The following is a 21,093-nucleotide window of genomic DNA, read 5'->3' on the forward strand; positions in this document are numbered from 1 at the left end:
GAAGGCTGTTATTCTTAACAAATTATCCGTTGAGCTTTTCGGCCAGCAGTTTGTTGACCATCTGCGGGTTGGCTTTACCCTTCGAGGCCTTCATGACCTGACCGACGAGCGCGCCGATGGCTTTCTTGTTGCCGCCCTTGTAGTCGTCAACAGCTTTCTGGTTATTGGCGATGACTTCATCGACAATGCCCTCGATAGCCTTCGTATCGGTAATCTGTACGAGGCCCTTGTCCTTGACGATTTTTTCCGGGCTGTCCGGGTTCGTCAGCATTTCCTTAAAGACTTTTTTCGCAATCTTACCGGAAATCGTATCCTTCATGATGAGCTGAATCATCTCGCCCAGGCGTTTGGCGTCAACCGGAGACTTGCTGATGTCAATGCCCTCGGCATTGAGTTCCTTGGACAGGTCGCCCATAATCCAGTTGGCAGCCAGTTTCGGGTCAGCACCGTCAGCGATGACGGCATCGAAGTACTCAGCCATGGCGCGGGAGCTCGTGATGATGCCAGCGTCGTATTCGGACAGGCCATATTCCTGCTCGAGACGCGCGCGGCGGGCATCCGGAAGCTCCGGCAGTTCGCTGCGGTATTTCTCGATGGTCTCCTCGCTCGTGACGATTGGCGGCAAATCCGGCTCCGGCATGTAGCGGTAGTCATGGGCATTTTCCTTGCTGCGCATGGAAAGCGTGATGCCGCGAGCTGGGTCAAACGTACGGGTTTCCTGTACGATATGGCCGCCATCCTCGAGGACCTCTTCCTGACGCTCAATCTCGTAGTTGATGGCGTCTTCGAGGTTCTTGAAGGAGTTGATGTTCTTCATCTCCGTGCGGGTGCCAAGCTCTTTGGAACCGACCGGACGCAGGGAAACGTTGATATCGGCACGCAGGTTGCCTTCCTCCATGCGGCAGTTGGAAACATCGATGTACTCCATGATGGATTTGATTTTTTCCATGTAAGCGCGGGCTTCTTCAGCCGAGCTCATATCCGGTTCGGATACGATTTCGAGAAGCGGCACGCCCGTGCGGTTGTAGTCGACATTCGAGGAAGCAGAGTCCTTGATGGTCGTGCCCGAGTGAACGAGCTTGCCGGCATCCTCCTCCATGTGGATACGCGTGAGGCGGATGCGTTTTTTCTTGCCCTCGACATCAATGTCAACCCAGCCGTGCTCAGCAATCGGCAAGTCGTACTGGGACGTCTGCCAGTTTTTCGGCAGGTCCGGATAGTAGTAGTTCTTGCGGTCGAACTTGCTGTATTTGTTGATTTCGCAGTTCGTAGCCAGGCCGGCTTTGATGCCGAACTCGACGACGCGCTTGTTGATCGTCGGCAGTACGCCTGGCATGCCAAGGCAGACCGGGCAGACATGCGTATTCTGGTCAGCGCCAAACGTCGTGGCACAGCCGCAGAAGATTTTCGTTTTGGTTTTCAGTTCGCAGTGTATTTCAAGACCGATTACGGCTTCGTATTTCATCAGTTGTTACCTCCCAGCTTTGCCATCTCGTTGTGGTAGTTCTGGCTCTGCTCATACGTATAGGCAGCACGGATGATGGTTTCCTCATCGAGTGCCTTGCCGATGATCTGCAGGCCGATTGGCATGCCGGATGCACTGTAGCCGCACGGAATCGACATCCCCGGCAGGCCAGCGAGGTTCAAAGGAACCGTGCAGGCATCCTGCAGGTACATCTGCAGCGGGTCAGAAATCATCTCGCCAATCTTGAAGGCCGGCGTCGGTGCCGTCGGTGCCATGATGACATCGACTTTCTTGAAAGCTTCCGTGTAGTCCTGCTGGACGAGCGTGCGGACCTTCATAGCCTTGAGGTAGTAAGCATCGTAATAACCAGCCGACAGTGCATAGTTGCCGATGACGATACGGCGTTTAACCTCTTCGCCGAATTTTTCCGTACGGGTCTTCGTCATCATGCCGACGAGGTCGTCACTTTCAACACGCTCACCATAGCTTACGCCATCATAGCGCTGGAGGTTCGTAGCTGCCTCAGCCGGAGCAATCAGATAGTAAGCCGAAATCGCATATTTCGTATGCGGCAGGGAGATGTCGACGATTTCAGCACCGAGCTCTTTGTACTTCTCAATAGCGGCGCGGACCGTCTTTTCGACTTCCGGGTCCATGCCATCGACAAAATACTCTTTCGGCAGACCGATTTTCAGGCCTTTGACGTCCTCCACGAGGGCCTTGGTAAAATCGGGAACCTCGGCCTCGCTCGAGGTCGAGTCCATCTCATCGTGGCCGCAGATGATGTTGAGGATATTTGCGCAGTCCGTTACGTCGCGCGTCACAGGTCCAATCTGGTCAAGCGACGATGCATAGGCGACAAGGCCATAGCGGGAAACGCGGCCATAGGTCGGTTTGAGGCCGACGACACCGCAGAACGATGCCGGCTGGCGGATTGACCCGCCCGTATCGGAGCCCAGGGCCCAGATGGACGTACCAGCGGCAACGGATGCCGCACTGCCGCCCGAGGAACCTCCCGGTACGCAGTCCGTGTTCCACGGATTGCAGGTCGGATGATAAGCGGAGTTTTCAGTCGAGCCGCCCATAGCGAACTCATCCATGTTGACCTTGCCGAGGATGACCGGATTCTGCGCCTTGATTTTCGTCATTGCCGTGGCATCATAAGGCGGCACGAAGTTCTCGAGGATTTTCGACGCACAAGTCGTCTTGATGCCCTTGGTGCAGATGTTGTCCTTGATGGCGCCTGGGATACCTTCGAGGAAGGAAATCGTTTCGCCCTTGGCAATCTTTTCGTCGACAGCTTTAGCCTGTGCCAGCGCCTCATCGCGCGTAATGGTCAGGTATGCCTTGACATCGCCCTCGACTTCATCGATGCGCTTCAACACATCTTCGGTCAGTGCTACGGCCGTAACCTCTTTATTGACGAGCATGTCATGGAGGACATGCGCCGGTTTCTCATATAATCTCACGTTTGTTCCTCCCCCTGCTTAGTCCTCGAGTACCTTCGGTACTTTGAAATAGCCGTCTTCCTTGAGCGGCGCATTGGCAAGAGCAGCCTCGCGGCCCAAAGACTCTTTTACCACGTCCTCACGGAATACGTTCTGCATCGGCAGGGCGTAGGTCGTCGGCTTGACGTCAGTCGTATCAAGTGCCGACAGATTGTCCATATACGTCAGGATCTTATCGAGCTGGCCTAAATACTTTTCCTCCTGGTCCTCGGCAATCGCGAGGCGGGAAAGTACAGCCACGTTCTGCAAATCTTCTTTGGTAACTTTCATTTTCTCACCATCCATAGATGTTATTGCTAAATAAAAACATACCGTTTCATTATAGCACAAAAAAAGAGACGGAAAAAGAGCAGAATACTCCCCACCGTCTCCTGGTTAAAGCATGGTAATCGGATCAATGTCGATGGCGACATCGGTGCGCAGATGCAGCCCCTGCTCCCGCAGGAACGATTGCACGCTTGAAAGGTCTGCGGTCTTTATGAGCACCACAAAGCGGTAGACGCCGCGCAGGCGCGCAATGACTGCTGGTGATGGACCGATGACCTGCTGCCGTTTATCGCCGCGGAAATGCTGCGCGAAAGCGGCGATAAGCTGTGCCGCCCCATCACGGGCAGCCTGCTCGTCCTCATTCTGGTATAACAGCTTGACAAGCCGGCTGTACGGCGGATAAAAGAGCTGACGCCGCATCATGAGTTCCTGTTCGGCAAAGCCCTCGTAATCCTGGTCAATACCGCAGGTAACGGCATAATGGCTGGGATTATAGGTCTGGATTACGACGCGGCCCTGTTCCGTGTGCCGGCCGGCGCGGCCCGCCGTCTGGGTAATCAGCATAAAGCAGCGCTCGGCTGCGCGGAAGTCCGGCAGGTTAAGGCTCGAATCAGCGCTGATGATGCCGACGGCCGTGACATTGGGGATGTCATGCCCTTTGGCGACCATCTGCGTGCCAAGCAGGATGTCGTACTCCCGCCGCCGGAATTTCGCAAGGATTTCCTGATGCGCAAACTTCGTGTTGGTCGTATCGCGGTCCATGCGGATGACGCGTGCCGAGGGCACAATCTGATGGAGTTCCTGCTCGAGCTTTTCCGTTCCCGAACCAAAGTATTTGATATAACGGCTGCCGCATTTCGGGCAGGTATCGGGAATCGGCTCGGCCACATCGCAGTGATGGCAGGCAAGCTTTCCCGGCCTGCCGCCTTGTCCTTGATGATAGACGAGCGGCAAACCGCAGAGCTTGCATTTTATTACCTCGCCACACGAACGGCACATGACAAAGGTCGAAAAACCGCGGCGATTGAGCATGATGATGAGCTGCTGCTTTTTCGCAATGGTCTGCTCAATGAGCTGCTGCAAGGGACGCGACATGATGTGGCGGTTGCCCAGCCGGAGTTCCTGCCGCATGTCAACGCATTTTACGAGCGGCAGTGGCAAATCGCCAATGCGTTTCGTCATCGTCAGCAGGGTAAACTCGCCCTTGCGCGCCCGATAATAAGATTCAAGCGACGGCGTCGCACTGCCGAGCAGCAGCACGGCCTGATGGATATGCGCAAGTTCCTCGGCTACTACGCGCGCATGATACCGCGGCGACTCGTCCTGCTTATACGACATATCCTGTTCCTCATCCATGATGATGAGGCCGATGTCCTCAGCCGGCGTAAAGAGCGCCGAGCGCGCGCCGATGATGATGCCCGCACCGCCGCGGCGCACGCGCAGGATGGCATCGTTGCGCTCGGAGAGTGACAAGCGGCTGTGCATGACGACAATGTCAGCAGGGAAATACGCTTTAAACGCCATGACGACCTGACCGGTCAACGCGATTTCCGGCACAAGCACGATAACCTGCCGCCCGAGCTTGCGCACGCGCTCGGCCATTTCGATGTAGACCTGCGTCTTGCCACTGCCCGTTACACCCTTGAGCAGAAATCCCTGGTAGTTATGCCCAGCAAGCGCCGGTTCCATCGCCCGGACTGCCGCCGACTGCTCGTCGGTGAGTTCAACTTGCCGCCTTTCTGCCTGCACATCGCCATAGCTGTCGCGCAGCACGCGGCGCTGGCGGATTTCGGCAAGTCCCGCTTCGGTCAGATTCTTGACTGTTGCCGGCGTTACCTTGGCTGCCTTGAGAGCTGCCATCGTCATGGTCTGCGCAGGCGCCTTCGCCAATAATTCCAACAGATGCAGCTGCGCCTTTTTTCGCTTGTAGTCGTCCCGGATTTGACCGGTCAATTGACAAGTCAAAACGACGAGCTTTTCGTAGCGGGCATTGTCGCGTTTTTGCGCCGCATAATCCTTGCGCAGTACCTTATACTGCGTGAGCTTGTCCAAAATCGCTGGCAATTCTTCTTTCAGCTCCGGCAGTGCCCTGGCTATCGCACTTCTTCCCTGCGGCCCCTCGGCCTGCAGATACTGATAGACAGCGCGATACATCGGCATCTGCAGCAAAAGGTGTTCCCTTTCTTCTGCCACAGCTTCATATAATACCGAGATTTTCAGCCCGCTCTTGCCCGGCATAAACAGGCGCATCATCTCCGCCAGCGAGCAAAGATAGAAATCCGCGAGCCAGCGGGCTGCCTTTATCATCGCCGGCGTAAACCAGCTTTCCTCATCGACTGCGGCCTGGATGGATTTTAGCTTAATCCCGTCAAGTTCTGCCTCACTTTTTTCTCCTACGGCTAAGACAAAGCCCTCGACTTTGCGCCCGCCAAACGGCACAAAAACGCGCCAGCCGGTCTCCAAAAAAGAGAGTTCAGCTGGCACGCTGTAAGTATATGCCTTTGCTATGCTTTTTACCGGAATATTCACAAATACACTTGCCGTCAGCATTTTCCGCACCATCCAATAAGCAGTTTTCGTCCTTTTAACGATAGACTTTTATTATAACGCTAATTGGAGGATTTTGCCAAAGGCAAAATCCTCCAATTAGCGTTTTCCCTAAAGGGACTAGCATCGCATCGCAACGAGGTTAGAGATATTCACACACCGCCCATAACCATGCGCCATTCCATCAATCCACCGCTAAACCGATATCATTGCGCAGTTGAATTGCCTCGGCAATATGGACGGCCGAAATTTCCTGCGCCCCGGCCAGATCGGCAATCGTCCGGGCGACCTTGATAATCCGGTCGTACGAACGGGCGGACAGCATAAGCCGCGAAAAAGCCTGCTCCAAAAGTTTTTGTGCCTCCGGCGGCAGTGGGCACTCCTTGCGGATTATCGCATGGGACATCTGAGCGTTGCAGAACAGCCCATAGGGCTTTAACCGCTTTCGTTGGAGCTCGCGGGCCTTTTCGACCCGCTGGCGGATTACCGCCGAGGATTCGGCCTTCTGTTTCGATGACAATTCCTCATACTTTACGCGGGCCACCCGGATGTGAATATCGATGCGGTCGAGCAATGGCCCGGAAATCCGCCGCATATAGCGCTTGATTTCCGCCGGCGTGCAGGAGCAGTCATGGTCCGGGTCCCCTAAAAATCCGCAGGGACATGGATTTAAACTCGTAATGAGGATGAATGACGCGGGATAGGTAATCGTCGCATGAATTCGCGCCACGGTAATCTGCTGATCTTCAATCGGCTCGCGCAAGACCTCCAGCGTTTTTTTGCTAAACTCCGGAAGTTCGTCGAGAAACAACACGCCATGATGCGCGAGCGTGACCTCGCCGGGACGCGGGACACTGCCCCCGCCTACCATTGCCGTCATCGACGCCGTATGATGCGGGCTGCGAAACGGCCGCTTCGTCATAAGACCGCTGTTTCTTGGCAAAAGTCCGGCGATGCTGTAAATTTTCGTTACTTCGAGCGCCTCGTCCTTTGATAGCTTGGGCAGTATCGTGCTGACGCGCCTTGCCAGCATCGTCTTGCCTGCGCCCGGCACGCCGACCATCAAAACATTGTGCCCGCCAGCGGCAGCAATTTCCAGCGCCCGTTTGGCCTGGTACTGCCCCTGCACATCGGCAAAATCGTCCACAATCGTCTCCGGCTCCGCCGCAATCGGTTCTTCCCTGGCCGGCTCCATGGCCTCCCCGCCATTTAGGAACTGCACGAGCTGCAAAAGATTATCCAGCGCGTAGACATGAATGCCATCGACCAATAGTGCTTCGTTGGCATTTTCCTTCGCCACAAAGATATCGCTCAAACCGCGCTGCCTTGCCTGCATGACCATCGGCAGGATGCCATGCACGCCGCGGCACTCACCCTCGAGTGAGAGCTCGGCCACAAACAGGCTTTTATCCAGCAGCGATGGCGGCACGGCTCCATAGGCCGCCAAAAGCCCCACGGCAATCGGCAAATCAAGCCCCGAGCCATCTTTCCGGATGGCTGCCGGTGCAAGGTTGATGGTCACATTTTCCTGCCGCAGGCGGATGCCGCTGTTGCGGATCGCCGTCCGCACGCGTTCCCGCGACTCCTTCACCGAGGTATCGGGCAGGCCGACAATGTTGAACCCCGGAAGTCCTGCGGCCGAATCGACTTCCACATCAATGATTAATCCATCCACGCCAAGCGTCGTCGCTCCATAAGTCCTCGCAAACATACTATCCCCCCGACCGATTCCATCCGCTCAGGTCTCAAAGGCCCCGGGTATATGACATATTTCATACTGTCCATTGGGCCGTACATAGACCTCAATAACATCAAAACGGCAGAGACACTTATCCTCTAAATGTCTCTGCCGCAAAAACCAACGCGCCGTTTGAATAATTTTCTTTTGTTTGGCATAGGTGACCGCCTGCGCCGGCGTGCCAAAGCGCAGCCCACTGCGGGTCTTGACCTCGACAAAGGCCAGCACCTCCCCACAGGAAGCAACGATATCAATCTCACCGACCGGCACCCGGAAATTCCGCACACAAATCTCATAGCCATGCCGGGACAAATAGTCCGCAGCGGCCTGCTCTCCCTGACTGCCCAGAATCTTGTTATTCATGCCGCACCTTCTCATCCGCTTTGCTTACAGCCGGACCTTAGGCTTCTCCTTTGGCTTTGCCTGCTTATCGATACGATAAACATAGGCCATCACCTCGGCAATCGTGCGATACAGCTCCGGCGGAATTTCCCGGTCGATATCCAGCGCCATCAGCATGCTGACCAAGGTCTTATTTTGATAGACGGGAATTGTATTTGCCTGTGCTGCTGCCAGGATATTTTCGGCCACATGCCCCCGTCCCTTGGCTACTACCCGCGGAGCAGTATCCCGCTCCAAATCATACTTCAGAGCTACCGCCTGCTGAGGTACATTAGGGTCTGTCTCCGGTTCTTCCTGTAACTTATGGCGCTCCTTCATATCCTTATCACCTGCCTGAGTGGTCCTTCACGGTATCATTATAAGTTGCTATTGTTCTTTCGTCAAGGACATTGTTTGCTATTATTTACATAAACCGTCGTTCGCCCGCAGCTCCAATCTTGAAATCGTTGAGCTTCAAGGCCGATTCCTTTAAAGAGTCCCGCAGCATTGGGGCCTGCTGGCGGAAGAGCTCGGCCGATTCATGATTCGAGAAAAACACCCGCAGGTCGAGCTGATTTTCCTGATAGACCCGGCAGGTAAGCTCCACGGCCCCAATATTATCGGTAAGGACACAAAGCCGCAGCCAGGTTTCCTTCTTCATTTCACCGGTCTCAGGGTCAGGCTGTTTTTCATCGTAGACATGAATATAAGACGGGTAGGTACTGTCATCGCCCATATACATCGGCAGCATAAAGTTAAGTGACCGCTGCCCCTGCACCGTCGAATTGCCGCCTTCCATGGAATTGCGCATCGAAAGAACGAACGTCGCCACATCCTTGCCAGCCTTTTTTAGCTGCCGCGCCGTCATGCGCTTGGCAATCGTCATATCGCAAAGCTGCATAAATGCCCACAGGCGCGGTAAATCCGGGATGTCCTGCTGATAAGCGGCCTGCTGAACCGTTGCCGGCACATTCTGCTGGCAAAGCCGGATAAGCTGCTGCAATTGTTTGGCATCCTGCTCACTTAGTGTGCCATTTTTGCCATTGACAAAGTTCTGCAGCAGCAGCATATCCCGCTGGCTCATCTCCGTATTTTTCATCAAGAGCTGCGCCAGATTCTTCATCGTATTCATGGCCTGCGGGGTGTTTTCCATCGTCTGGCTCATGAGCTGCGACTTGGCCTGCTGCATGGCCGCTTGCTGGAAATTTCCAGCTGGCTTCTGCGCCCCAGCTGGATTCTGCTGCTGGCCGGGCATTCTGCTTCCCGGCTGATTCTCCGCGTTTCGATTGGCAAAAGCCGGATTCTGCTCCGCAGCTGCCCCGGGATTCTGATTTTGCCCTGTTTGACTTGTCAAATTGCCGCTGGCATTCTGCCCCTGAGCCATATTGCCAGCTGGCTGCCCAGAGGGCTGTCCCGCAGGTGCCTGCTGGCCCTGCGGAGTGCCGGCCTGCTGGGCATTTGGCTGAGCAGCCTGCCCCTGAGCCGTATTCTGCCCTTGGGATGCCGTCTGTCCTTGTGCCGCAGTCTGTCCGGGCTGAGCCGGTTGCTGTCCCTGCGGAGCATTGGGGGTGTTCTGCCCCGGCTGGGCCTGCTGGTTTTGTGGTGCTGCGGGGGTATTACCCGGCTGTTTTGCCGTTTGACTTGTCAAATTTTGACCGGTCAGCGCCGCATTTTGCGTCTGGGCTGCCCCATTTTTCGGTGCCGTGCTGCCCGCATCGTTTTCCTGTCCAGCCTGCTGCCCTTGAACGGTTCCATTCTGGCCGGGCGTCCCGCTCTGGCCCTGCTGCGTCTGCGAAGGCTGAGGCTGGCCTTGTTGTGCCGGCTGCGCCTGTCCGCCCTCAGCCGCCGGGCGCGGCATGAAATACTGGACCAGCTGCTTTAAGAACTCCAGCGAGTTCCCGCCGCCGGTATTCATCGCCATCGCCTGCCCTTGCGGCTGCAGCGCCAGCAAAAGTTCCTGCACTTCCTTCGGCAGTTCCGCAAAGCTTTTGTTATCGAGCAGTTCAAAGGCCGCTTTCGTCAGCAGAACTGGCTCTAACGACGAGCCATTTTCCGCTGACACCATCGCCTTCAGATTCGTCAGCAGCGCCCGCAGCTCATCGCTGACTTCAACCGGCATTCCCTTCTCGGCCATATTGCCGAGCTGCGAAAGCATCCGGGAAAGCGCGGACAATTGGTCCATCGAAAACCGCTGGCTTTCAAGGGTACTCCCCAACCCCTGCCCCATGGTTTCTTCGAGCGAAAAGGCCTGCTTCAAAACATTTTGGATGACCTTCTGCAAATCCTCGGGCATCTTATCGACGGCTTCGGTCTGATTGCTGGCGATTTTCGACAGGAGCCCTGCCATATCATCGACCGCATTTTTTATCGATACATTTGTCTTCGGACTAAACGCGGCAGACGAACCGCCCCCATCGTCACGGCGAGAAACGCCTTCGGTACTGCCGGTAGACTGGGGGCGGTCGACGGGACGGATTCCTATATTCATAGACGTTTCCATTGGCATCACTTTCACACACCCTTATTGATACTTGATTAATACCTGCCGTTTACGAGGGAGCGGATTGGTTCAAACGAGACACGATGAATCGGACACGGTCCGTATTTCTTCAACGCTTCAAGATGCTGCGCGGTACCATAGCCTTTGTGCTGCGCAAACCCATACTCCGGATACTGCTTATCGTAGGCATCCATCAAACGGTCTCGGGTAACTTTGGCAATGATAGAGGCCGCCGCAATCGATGCCGATTTCGCATCACCTTTGATGATAGACTCGGAGGCCATCGGCAGGTTGTCGAGTTTCACGGCATCGATGAGCACTTTTTGCGGCTCCGGCTTCAGCATGAAAATCGACTCGTACATGCCGTTGATGGTCGCCTGATAGATATTGACCCGGTCAATGGTCTGCGCATCGATTAGTGCCGTACCAATTGCCAGTGCCTTATCCTGTATCTCATCGAAGAGTTCTTCGCGAACCTTGGCCGAAATCTTTTTGGAGTCATTGATTTTCGGCAGATAGAGGTCATGGGGCAGGATAACTGCCGCAACCGACACCGGGCCGGCCAACGGACCGCGGCCGGCTTCGTCTACGCCTGCCACCAGTTCAAAGCCTTCATCCATAGCAATATGTTCATAGGCATACATTTCCGACACGCGGGCGCGGTCCTGCTGCTCGCGTTCATAACGCTTGACCAGGCGCCCCACCGCTTTGCGTTTATCCACGGCACAGGCCGCCAGGAAATCTTCCTCCACATTGCCCGCAGCAAAAATTCCCTCTATATCTTTTATCGTATAATTTGACAAATCATTCAATGTTTTTTTCTTCCTCCTGCTGCTCTGCCATGTCTACCGGTACACCATCCAGCGTTACGAGCCCGAGTTTGCCCGCGCGGAATTCATTTAAGACGATGTTCTGCGCCTTTTCCAAGTCCACGATGCCGCCTTTTACCAGACAACCGCGCTTGCGTCCGACAGCTTCCAAAAGTTCCAATCCGTCCGTAGGCATTTCACCCTTGAATTTAAACCGCTCAACCAATCGCTCCGGATAATTCTGGCGAAGCGAGGCGAGCAGCAAGGCCGTCACTTGCTCGCGGTCGTAAATATCGTCGTTAATTGCTCCCGTAAAGGCAAGTTTCAATCCCACGGTCTGGTCTTCAAACTTCGGCCAGAGAATCCCCGGCGTATCCAAAAGGTCGAGGTTGCTGCCAATCTTAATCCACTGCTTGGCCCGCGTAACACCGGGCTGATTGGCGGCCTTGGCCTTCACCGCCCCTGCCAGGCGATTGATAAGCGACGACTTGCCAACGTTTGGAATGCCCAGAATCATGCAGCGGGCAGCGCGCGCTTTGGCCCCTTTAGAAACGAATTTCTCCGTTTTGGGACGGGCCAACTCCTCGGCCGCCCTTACGAGCTGTTTCATGCCCTTGCCCTTGACCGAATCGATGGCCACAGCCATAATTCCCTGTCCGCGGAAATAATCCAGCCATTCTTTCGTACTGCGGCTGTCCGCGAGATCTGCTTTATTGAGGGCTATCATCCGCGGTTTATCCTTGATGATTTCCGCCAGCATCGGATTGGCCGAACTTGCCGGAATGCGCGCATCCAAAAGTTCAATGACCACATCTACGAGCTTCAGGTTCTCCTCGATGAGGCGCTGAGCTTTCTTCATGTGGCCTGGGAACCACTGCAGCGTCGGGATATCCTTCCGCGTATCGTTATCCATCATACTATATCCTCCGAATTCGTTTTCAAGTTTTAATGGTTCTATTATACAATATCCTTGCAAGCAGTGTCGGCTTTTCTTTGCGGACACCAAATTCCATTTAATCTTTCGGACACTTGCAACGATAATAATACTAAGGAGTGATTGTTATGCGCAAGCATTGGTCAAAATTTTTCGCAGTTTCGGCAGTCTGCCTGGGACTTATGGGGGCGCTATCCAGCCCGGCATCGGCTGGAATGGGCACGGGCATCGGCATATCCATCCCCACGGGGGGCGGCAGCAAAGCTTCCGCCTCCAGCAAAACCTACGCTGCTTTCCGGGCAAAAAATATTGCCGAGGAACTCACGGTAGAAGACCGCCACGGCCGCCTGCTGATGGAGTTTAAGGTCACCAACGTGGGCGATACTCCCTACACCGTTTCGCACCGCAACGGCCAGGTCTACGACTTTGCCATTCTGGACAAGAACGGCAAAACGCTCTACCGCTGGTCGGACGGCATGGCCTTCACCCAGGCACTGACCACGACTACGATTGATGCCCACAAAAGCGAAGTCTATCAGGCAGAACTTGACCGCAAAGCCTATCGCAAGCTAAAAGACGATGCCGTTCTCGTCACGGCCTGGCTCGCTGATACGCCTTACGTTCTTTCCACCAATCTGCCTGCCCGCACAGCCGGAAGCTCCAGTTCGGCCGTCATTCATGGAGGCATCATCCTTGGCAATGGCCGCTGGGCTTATGATGACTGAGCGAAGATTCTATGCTATACTAGGGATAATATAAACAAAGGATGTGTATGATTCATTGGATAGTTCCCAAGCAGGTTTACTGTTCGTATTGCTGATTATTTTATTGATAGCCAATGGCTTCTTTTCCCTGATTGAAACCGCCATCACCGAAAGTCATCGCGGTCGTCTCGAAAAGCTTCAGGAAGAGGGCAGTGCGGATGCCAAGGCTTCCCTGCTGATTCTCGAAAATCCCGAGCCGATGCTTTCGTTATGCCAGGTTGGCATTACGCTTACCAGTATTTTGACTGGTTTATGCACCGGTGTTTTTCTGGCGCCATTTTTAGCCGGGTACTTGACGTTTTTGCCACAGGGCTGGCTGGCCGCTCTGATTATTTCCATTGTCGCCATGACGTATATCACGCTTCTGTTCAGCGAATTTCTGCCGAAAAAGGCCGCGATGCAAAAACCGGAAGCTGTGCTGCTCAAATACCATCACACGCTGGAAATCATCACCAGCCTGACCCGGCCGTTTATCTCCCTGCTCTCTGGTTCCGCCAATCTCATCCTGCTGATTTTCGGCATCAATCCAAAGTTTGACGATACCGTCACCGAGGATGAAGTCAAGGACCTCATCGAGCAGGGCACCGAGGATGGCACTTTTGAGAAAACCGAGCAGGCGATGGTCGACCGCATCTTCCACATGAGTGACCAGACGGCCTACGCCTTGATGACGCCGCGCACACAGATGTTATGGCTTGACCTTTCCGACTCCCTGAAACACAATCTGCGGCTGATCCGGGAAAATCATCAGGATGTCTTCCCCGTCGGACGCGACAGCCTCGACGATTTCTGCGGCATTCTCTATGCCAAGGATTTACTCAACGCCGCCCTCGAACGCAAACCGCTTGACCTTTCCCAATACATCCGCAAACCGCTATTCGTGCCACGCTCGATGGAAACCTTCCGCGTGCTGGAGCAGTTCCGGGAAAGCGGCACCCACGAAGCGATGGTACTCGATGAGTACGGCGGTGTTATCGGCTTTTTGACCATGGATGACATCCTGCAGGAAATCATCAGCGACACCCATGTCACGGGCGAACCGGACCCGGTCCAGCTTACCGTACGGGATGAAAACTCCTGGCTGGTCGACGGGCTTTACTCCATCGATGATTTCAAGGAGCGCTTCGCCATCGATGAACTTCCCGACGAAGACCACGACCATTATCAGACGATGGGTGGTTTCCTCACCTCCTACTTTGGCTATATTCCCAAAGCGGGCGAGAAAAAGGACTGGAATGGCTTCACCTTTGAAGTCGTCGATATGGACCGCGCGCGAATTGATAAAATCATGATAACCAAAATTCCCACTGCAACGAATCCCACCGAACGAACCACAAAATAACGATAAAAATAGACCAGCTCTTGCGGCGATAACCACAAGAGCTGGTCATTTTTATCGGGAAACTTCACCAGTGGTATCCCGTACCACCAGAACGTTATCGAGCAGAATGCGTTTGCTTTTCCCCCCACGAATCGTTTCAATCAGTAGTTTGGCTGCACTTTCTCCCAGCTGGAACATATTTTGGTCCATGGTGGTAAGCTTTGGTTCCACTAACCGCGACAAGGCGATATTGTCATAGCCCATAATGGAGATATCCTGAGGCACGGACAATCTCAATCGCTTGCAAGCGTTCAAAGCACCTACCGCCATCAAATCGTTGCAACAGAAAATGGCCGTCGGCTTTAATTGGGGCAGTTTTTTCACCAGCACTGCCATCGTGGCATCCACGGTGTCAACGCCATTACCTTCTCCAATATTCACAATATACGCCTCAGCGGTATTGCTGTCTTCCGTCATGACTTGCCGATATGTTTCCTCTTTGATGTCATACGAATCGGAATTATCGCCCCGCACGAATAGGATGCGTTTATGCCCTAATCCCTGCAGATAGTCCAAGGCCGTTTTGCAGCCGAGCTGCTCATCATTTCCTACATAGGACACGCCATTGATCCGATGGTATCCATTGATAAATACCAAAGGTACTCGTTCTACTAATTTTTCGTAGAAGCTTTCCTTGATATTTTTGGTATTCGGACTGATGACAATAATCCCAGACACGTTGCGGGCCACCAAAGCATTGATTGCTTGGCTTTCCTGCTTGGGGTCATTCTTGGCACAATTCAACAAAAATGAGAACCCTATCTGTCGAACGGCCTCCTCAATGCCATCGATTACCTCAGCAAAAAACATATTGTGAAGACCTGGAACCACGACCCCAATCGTGGTCGATTTCCGGGTATTCAGTTCGCGTGCCTGCACATTCGGCACATAATTAAGGCTGTTGATTGCTGCTTTGACTTTTTCCTGAGTCTCGCGCTTTACCGGATAGTTGCCATTCACCACTCGTGATACTGTCGCCACCGACACCCCAGCAGCCTTAGCTACATCCACAATCGTGGCCTGTTTCTTCTCTTCCATAACGACCTGCTTTCTTCGGCACCTCAATCCTCAGAAACGGTTTGCATAAACCTATCGAAAGCTGCCATCCCCTGCGCATCACGCTTGAAGACCCCCGCATGCGTAAGCACCGTAGCAAAAACCCTGCCGATTTCTGCTTGCAGGATTTCTGTTACCTGCTCCTGCGTGACTTCCGGATATTTTTCGCGTAGCATTTGATACCACTCCGCATGTTTTGCCAGCTCAGCAATTCCCGAAACATCACCGGTTCCCTTGACCAATTCCTGCCCGAGCTGCTGCATCTCCTGTTTCAACCGTGCCGGCAATACCGCCAGCCCCATCACCTCAATGAGACCGATATTTTCCTTCTTGATATGATGCACCTCGGCATGCGGATGAAAAATCCCCAAAGGATGTTCTGCACTGGTCCGGTTGTTGCGCAAAACCAAATCCAACTCATACCCAGATCCACGGCGGCGAGCAATTGGCGTAATGGTGTTATGGGGCTGTCCATCGGAAAATGGCAATATCCCTACACTTTCATCACGATAAGAACGCCACTTGGTAAGGATTTTATCCGCAAGGCTTACAAGCTCTTCCCGGTTCTCTCCAGTCAGCCGAATGGTCGACATGGGCCATTTGACCCGGCCGATTTTTACCGAAGGAAAACCAGCTGCTGCATACTCCTTTTCCACCGGGGCCTTGGCCATAGCAAAATCATAGCGCCCCCCCTGGTAATGGTCATGGGAAAGAATCGAACCGCCGACTATGGGCAAATCCGCATTGGACCCTAGGAAATAATGGGGAAAAATCGTTACAAAATCCAACAGATTTTCAAAGGTCTTGCGATTCACCTTCATGGGCGTATGCTTACGATTCAACACGATACAATGCTCGTTGTAATAGGTATACGGAGAATACTGCAAAAACCAACGATGGGATGCCAGCCGCAATGGAATTAGCCGGTGGGTCTGTCTGGCAGGATGACCAGCATGCCCAGCAAAGCCTTCATTTTCCCGGCACAATAGACACTGGGGATACGTACTTGCCGCCACCAATTTCGCCTTGGCAATATCCCGGGGATCTTTTTCCGGCTTGGATAAGTTAATGGTTATATCTAGCGGACCGTATTCGGTGGACACCTGCCATTTCAAATTCTTATCAATCCTATCCTTGCGGATATAATTGGCGGCAATACTCATCTTATAAAAATTGTCCGTTGCCGCCTTCGGTGCCCGCGCATAATCCTCCTGGAATTTGCGTACCACCTCGGAAGGCCGCGGCATCACACAATTCATCAGGCGGGTATCGAACAGATCCCGCTGACAAACCGTATCTTCGATAAGTCCTTCCTGCACCGCAAAATCCAGCATAGACGCCAGTATCGGTGCAGCCGTTTCTAAAGTTTCGTTTATCTCTTCCGGCACAAATTCACTGACATGCAAAACGTCCAGCAGTAAATTTGCACTGTAATAATAATCCTCTTCGCTGATAAGACCGCGCTGCTTAGCGAAGTTCAGCAGGCGATTGATTTCTGTATTGATAGTCACTATTATCTTCCTTTCGCCCTTTCCCAAGAAAGGTGGCAGCCATCAGGCTAACGGATAAACCGTTTTATTTTTCATAGCCATTTGGATGCTTCTGGTGCCAGGTCCAAGCCGTGCCAATAACCTGGCGCACATCGGTATAACGAGGGTTCCAGCCCAAAATCTTACGTGCCTTTTCACTGGAAGCAATCAACTGGGCCGGGTCGCCAGCACGGCGGCTGCCCATTTCCACCTTGATATCTTTGCCTGTAGCCTCTTTGGCTGCTTCAATCATTTCTTTGACCGAAAAGCCCTGGCCATTGCCCAGATTGAAAATATTGCTTTCACCGCCCTGACGCAGGTATTCCAACGCCAGTACATGCGCATCAGCCAAATCAATAACATGAATATAATCTCGCAGGCAAGTTCCATCCGGCGTAGCGTAGTCATCACCAAAAATCGTAATGTGATCGCGCTTCCCTAAGGGGACCTGCAAAATCAGCGGAATCAAATGCGTTTCCGGGCTGTGATCTTCCCCGATAGAACCATCATCCAACGCGCCAGCTGCATTGAAATAACGCAGCGAAACATAACGGATGCCATTCGCACGGCTAACCCATTTCATCATTTTCTCCATGGTAAGCTTGCTTTCCCCATAGGTATTGGTCGGGCAGGTTTCGTCCTCTTCGAGAATGGGAATGCGCTTCGGTTCGCCATAAACTGCAGCGGTAGAAGAAAATACTATCTTATCCACCTTATGGCGGACCATCGCTTCCAGCAGCACCTGCATACCATATACATTGTTGTTGAAATACTTCAGGGGTTTTTCCATGCTTTCGCCTACCAGCGAATTAGCAGCAAAATGGATAACCGCATCGATTTGGTTCTCGGTAAAAATCTTATCCAGAACCTCTGCCTCACGAATATCTCCTTCATAAAACTTTGCCTTCGGATTCAAGGCATCACGATGGCCCGTTTGCAGATTATCGACGATGACAACATCTTCTCCTTTTGCCACCAACTGATGTACGGCGTGAGAACCAATATATCCAGCACCGCCACATACAAGAATTGACATATTCATGCGCTCCTTTTTTATCAAACAGAAATCGCTTTCTATTTTACCATCTTTTCTATGCGTTTACTATATTTGTTTCTATCATTTCACCCGATGCGTACCATCTGCAATATTTGCCACATAGAAGCTTGGCGCATAGCCAATCTTCTCCGTATACGCTTTTCCGACTTTCTCCTTGAACGCTTCAATGGCTTCATCTTTTACCAAACTTACGGTACACCCGCCAAAACCAGCACCAGTCATCCGCGAACCGATAACGCCATCCACCTGCCATGCCAGTTCTGCCAGAGTATCAAGTTCACGGCCTGTAACATCATAATCATCACGCAGCGAATAATGCGATTCATTCATCAGCTTGCCAAACCTTGCGACATCCTTTGCTTCCAATGCCTCCACCGCTGCCAAGGTACGGTTATTCTCCATTACCGCATGACGGGCCCTTTGACGCTCAAGAGGTTCAGAAATCGCCCCAGCCAACTGATTGAACGCTTCGTCGCTAAGTTCTCCCAAAGCATGTAAATCCGGTCTTACTTCCCTCAATTCATTCAAAGCATGTTCACACTGTGCACGCCGCACATTATAAGCACTTGATGCTAAACTGTGCGGCTTGTTGGTATTGGCAATGACGATGCTGGCACCAGTCAATGCGATTTTGCTATACCGATACTCCAACGTATTGCAATCGAGCAAGATTGCACAATCCTTCCGCCCCATGCCAACAGCAAACTGATCCATGATGCCGCAATTAACACCGACAAAAGTATTTTCTGCCTTCTGTGAAAGCTTGACCATCTCGACCATGTCCAAGCCAAAGGAAAACGCATCATTTAAGATAAGAGCGGTCAGCACTTCTAGCGATGCCGAAGACGATAAGCCTGCTCCATTGGGCAAAGTGCCATAAATGAGGACATCAAAGCCATGACCAGCTTTATAGCCAGCGTCTTCAAAGACCTTCACTACACCCATGGGATAATTCGCCCAATCCTTGCTTTTATCATAAACAAGACCGGACATCGGAAACTCCACCACGCCTTTATCGGCTAAATTCAGCGAAAACATTCTGGTCTTATCATCCTGACGATCTGCCACTAACGCATAAGTTCCCAGGGAAATTGCACAAGGGAAAACATGCCCGCCGTTATAATCTGTATGCTCGCCAATCAAATTCACCCGCCCTGGCGAAAAATAAAGCCGCGTCTCTTTCGAACCAAATATTTTAGAAAACTCCGCCTGCATTTTTTCTAAGATTTCCTGGTCCATATCTTCTCTCCTCTCTGATGTAAACGTTTTCTTTTTCTCTCAAAAAAAGAAAAGTAACAGTAACTAAAATTATAATACTTTTTATACTTCTTAGTTTACATTTGAAGTCACTACTTGTCAATATATTTTGTAAACGTTTTCTAAAATATAATCTCAACCTCTATCCCTTAAGTGCACAAAAAAGGATGCTGCCAAAGCAACATCCTTTAGGGAACAATATACCAAAACCAATTATCTTATGACTGCACATAAAGCGCCTTAACCCGGATATTCACTTCGTGAACTACCATGCCCGTCATGGACTCCACTGCCTCACAGATTTCCTTTTGGGCCTGCTTGATCAGCGTCGGGATATGATTGCCATAGGTAAGGACCACATCGCAGGAAATCCGAAGCCCCATGTCTTCGCCATCCCGCATGAGATGTTCCACCTGTAAACCGCTGATTTTGGTAAAAGCCTCCTGTTTCATGACCACATGACGGATAATCGCCTTGATGGCCGAATCATCAATGGAAAGCTTGCCAAAATAACTGAATACCGGCCGGACAATTGACTTTTCTCCAAGCCGGCGGCGCTTTGTGGACGACCGCTTGAAAAAAGTTTGCAACGGGTCGACCAGATAGCCGGAAAAATGCGGTTTAAGTTCAATCGTCGGAACCGGGATAATGTGTTTTCCCTGTTTGAGGCGATAATACTGCGCTTTTTCCATCTCCTGCTTCGACGCCACATCCGCAATATTGATAATCTTGGCAATCGATGGCAGCTTCAATGCCTTCGCGATTTTATGAACCATGTTCTCCGATGTGCCGAGAATCAAAATGCGGTGCGGCTTTGCCTCATCGATTGCCGCCCGCACCTCTTCGGCGTGGCCAGGCAAAACAAAAATTGCCCGGCGCACAGCCATAATTTTACTTTGTTCTTTTTTCGCAGAATGACCGGCAAGTATTTTGCCATCCTTGATCAGGATACCATCATCAATGATGGCATCTGCCCGATTGTCGTGAGCGACAACCAGCGCCCGATGGCTCTTGCCAGTTCCACTGGGTCCCACCAGTGCAATGACATCCATATTACTTCTCCTGTTTAACCCAGTTGCTGCTGCGGGCGATAGAACTTCTCCGCCCATTTGTCTTCAATGGTAAAAACCCCCAGCTCCGACGGATAACGCGTCGGATAGCCATGAAAATCCGAACCTCCCGATACCAGGAGTCCGAACTCTTCGGCCATCGCCAAATAACGGGCGGTATCCGCTTCATCATGCTGAGGATAAAATGCCTCAATTCCTTCAATTCCAATCTGGCAAAGCTCACGAACCAGCTCATCATCGCCTATGAGTTTAGGATGCGCCAGCACCGGCGTTCCGCCTGCTGCTTTGATAAGCGCAATAATTTCCGTCGCCTCCAGATGATAGTGCGGGACATAGGCTGGCGTTCCCTTTTTCAAGACAGCATCAAAAGCCTCCCGAACCGAGGTAAAATAGCCTTTTTTTACCAGGACCCGTCCAATATGCGAACGGCTGATAGACTTGCTGGCACCAGCAATCGTGAGAACATCGGCTTCCGATATGTTATATCCCAAAGCCTGCAGCTTTTCAATCATTTCCGAAAAACGCGTCCATCTCGCCTCGGTAACCTCGTTCAGCTTATCTGCTAAAGCCCGATAATAGATATCCAGATTAAAACCTAAAATATGAATCTCTCTGGTCGGATGATGCGCGCTAAACTCAATACCGGGAATGATATGGATTCCCCGGCTTGGATAATGCCCATTCTCATACAATTCCACGATGCCTTCCACCGTATCATGGTCAGTTATTGCCATATAATGAAGGCCCGCATTCTTTGCGGCTGCCACAAGCTCTTCCGGTGTCAATTTGCCATCGGAAAAGGTCGTATGCATATGCAAATCACTTGGCAT

At 52.4% G+C, this 21,093-nt stretch carries 18 protein-coding genes; 2 read left to right on the top strand and 16 right to left on the bottom strand.

The window, feature by feature from the left end:
* Window positions 1-22: 22 nt before the first annotated feature.
* The 10 genes from gatB to ylqF form a co-directional block, all read right to left on the bottom strand.
* Complete coding sequence (gene gatB / locus FZ040_RS07010; RefSeq protein WP_149171354.1) at window positions 23-1,465, bottom strand: Asp-tRNA(Asn)/Glu-tRNA(Gln) amidotransferase subunit GatB; 1,443 nt, start codon at window positions 1,463-1,465, stop codon at window positions 23-25.
* A complete protein-coding gene (gene gatA, locus FZ040_RS07015) occupies window positions 1,465-2,934 on the bottom strand; it encodes an Asp-tRNA(Asn)/Glu-tRNA(Gln) amidotransferase subunit GatA (protein WP_149171355.1) in 1,470 nt (489 codons plus the stop codon). The genes gatB and gatA overlap by 1 nt, the downstream gene beginning before the upstream one ends.
* Window positions 2,935-2,952: 18 nt before the next feature.
* Window positions 2,953-3,243: an Asp-tRNA(Asn)/Glu-tRNA(Gln) amidotransferase subunit GatC gene (gene gatC, locus FZ040_RS07020; protein ID WP_149171356.1), complete on the bottom strand. Its 291-nt coding sequence runs from the start codon at window positions 3,241-3,243 to the stop codon at window positions 2,953-2,955.
* 105 nt (window positions 3,244-3,348) lie between these two features.
* Window positions 3,349-5,790 (bottom strand): primosomal protein N', encoded by a 2,442-nt coding sequence (gene priA, locus FZ040_RS07025; protein ID WP_149171357.1) that lies wholly within the window; start codon window positions 5,788-5,790, stop codon window positions 3,349-3,351.
* Window positions 5,791-5,971: 181 nt separating this feature from the next.
* A complete protein-coding gene (locus FZ040_RS07030; RefSeq protein WP_149171358.1) occupies window positions 5,972-7,498 on the bottom strand; it encodes a YifB family Mg chelatase-like AAA ATPase in 1,527 nt (508 codons plus the stop codon).
* Between the two features lie 27 nt (window positions 7,499-7,525).
* Window positions 7,526-7,888, bottom strand: coding sequence for a YraN family protein (locus tag FZ040_RS07035; RefSeq protein WP_149171359.1), 363 nt, complete (start codon window positions 7,886-7,888; stop codon window positions 7,526-7,528).
* A 24-nt stretch (window positions 7,889-7,912) separates the two neighbouring features.
* On the bottom strand, window positions 7,913-8,245 hold the full coding sequence (locus tag FZ040_RS07040; RefSeq protein WP_149171360.1) for an EscU/YscU/HrcU family type III secretion system export apparatus switch protein: 333 nt from the start codon (window positions 8,243-8,245) through the stop codon (window positions 7,913-7,915).
* Window positions 8,246-8,330: 85 nt separating this feature from the next.
* A complete protein-coding gene (locus FZ040_RS07045) occupies window positions 8,331-10,415 on the bottom strand; it encodes a flagellar hook-length control protein FliK (protein WP_149171361.1) in 2,085 nt (694 codons plus the stop codon).
* A gap of 26 nt (window positions 10,416-10,441) precedes the next feature.
* A complete protein-coding gene (rnhB, locus tag FZ040_RS07050) occupies window positions 10,442-11,218 on the bottom strand; it encodes a ribonuclease HII (RefSeq protein WP_149171362.1) in 777 nt (258 codons plus the stop codon).
* A complete protein-coding gene (gene ylqF / locus FZ040_RS07055) occupies window positions 11,211-12,131 on the bottom strand; it encodes a ribosome biogenesis GTPase YlqF (protein ID WP_149171363.1) in 921 nt (306 codons plus the stop codon). Before ylqF ends, rnhB begins: the two co-directional genes overlap by 8 nt.
* A gap of 146 nt (window positions 12,132-12,277) precedes the next feature.
* Between ylqF and FZ040_RS07060 the strand changes: the two genes are divergently transcribed.
* Window positions 12,278-12,874, top strand: coding sequence for a BsuPI-related putative proteinase inhibitor (locus FZ040_RS07060; protein ID WP_149171364.1), 597 nt, complete (start codon window positions 12,278-12,280; stop codon window positions 12,872-12,874).
* A 55-nt stretch (window positions 12,875-12,929) separates the two neighbouring features.
* Complete coding sequence (locus FZ040_RS07065) at window positions 12,930-14,255, top strand: hemolysin family protein (RefSeq protein WP_149171365.1); 1,326 nt, start codon at window positions 12,930-12,932, stop codon at window positions 14,253-14,255.
* 51 nt (window positions 14,256-14,306) lie between these two features.
* Here the strand turns inward: FZ040_RS07065 and FZ040_RS07070 are convergent, their stop codons facing one another.
* The 6 genes from FZ040_RS07070 to FZ040_RS07095 form a co-directional block, all read right to left on the bottom strand.
* Window positions 14,307-15,332: a LacI family DNA-binding transcriptional regulator gene (locus FZ040_RS07070; RefSeq protein WP_149171366.1), complete on the bottom strand. Its 1,026-nt coding sequence runs from the start codon at window positions 15,330-15,332 to the stop codon at window positions 14,307-14,309.
* Window positions 15,333-15,355: 23 nt separating this feature from the next.
* Window positions 15,356-16,864, bottom strand: a complete 1,509-nt coding sequence (gene galT, locus FZ040_RS07075) for a UDP-glucose--hexose-1-phosphate uridylyltransferase (protein ID WP_439653911.1) — start codon at window positions 16,862-16,864, stop codon at window positions 15,356-15,358.
* Window positions 16,865-16,925: 61 nt separating this feature from the next.
* Complete coding sequence (gene galE, locus FZ040_RS07080; RefSeq protein WP_149171368.1) at window positions 16,926-17,915, bottom strand: UDP-glucose 4-epimerase GalE; 990 nt, start codon at window positions 17,913-17,915, stop codon at window positions 16,926-16,928.
* A gap of 81 nt (window positions 17,916-17,996) precedes the next feature.
* Complete coding sequence (locus tag FZ040_RS07085; RefSeq protein ID WP_149171369.1) at window positions 17,997-19,175, bottom strand: galactokinase; 1,179 nt, start codon at window positions 19,173-19,175, stop codon at window positions 17,997-17,999.
* A 236-nt stretch (window positions 19,176-19,411) separates the two neighbouring features.
* Window positions 19,412-20,245, bottom strand: a complete 834-nt coding sequence (locus tag FZ040_RS07090) for an Asp23/Gls24 family envelope stress response protein (RefSeq protein ID WP_149171370.1) — start codon at window positions 20,243-20,245, stop codon at window positions 19,412-19,414.
* A 14-nt stretch (window positions 20,246-20,259) separates the two neighbouring features.
* On the bottom strand, window positions 20,260-21,093 hold the full coding sequence (locus tag FZ040_RS07095; protein WP_149171371.1) for a PHP domain-containing protein: 834 nt from the start codon (window positions 21,091-21,093) through the stop codon (window positions 20,260-20,262).

Origin of the sequence: Pseudoselenomonas ruminis, assembly GCF_008271295.1 — a bacterium.
Lineage (GTDB): Bacteria > Bacillota > Negativicutes > Selenomonadales > Selenomonadaceae > Selenomonas_A > Selenomonas_A ruminis.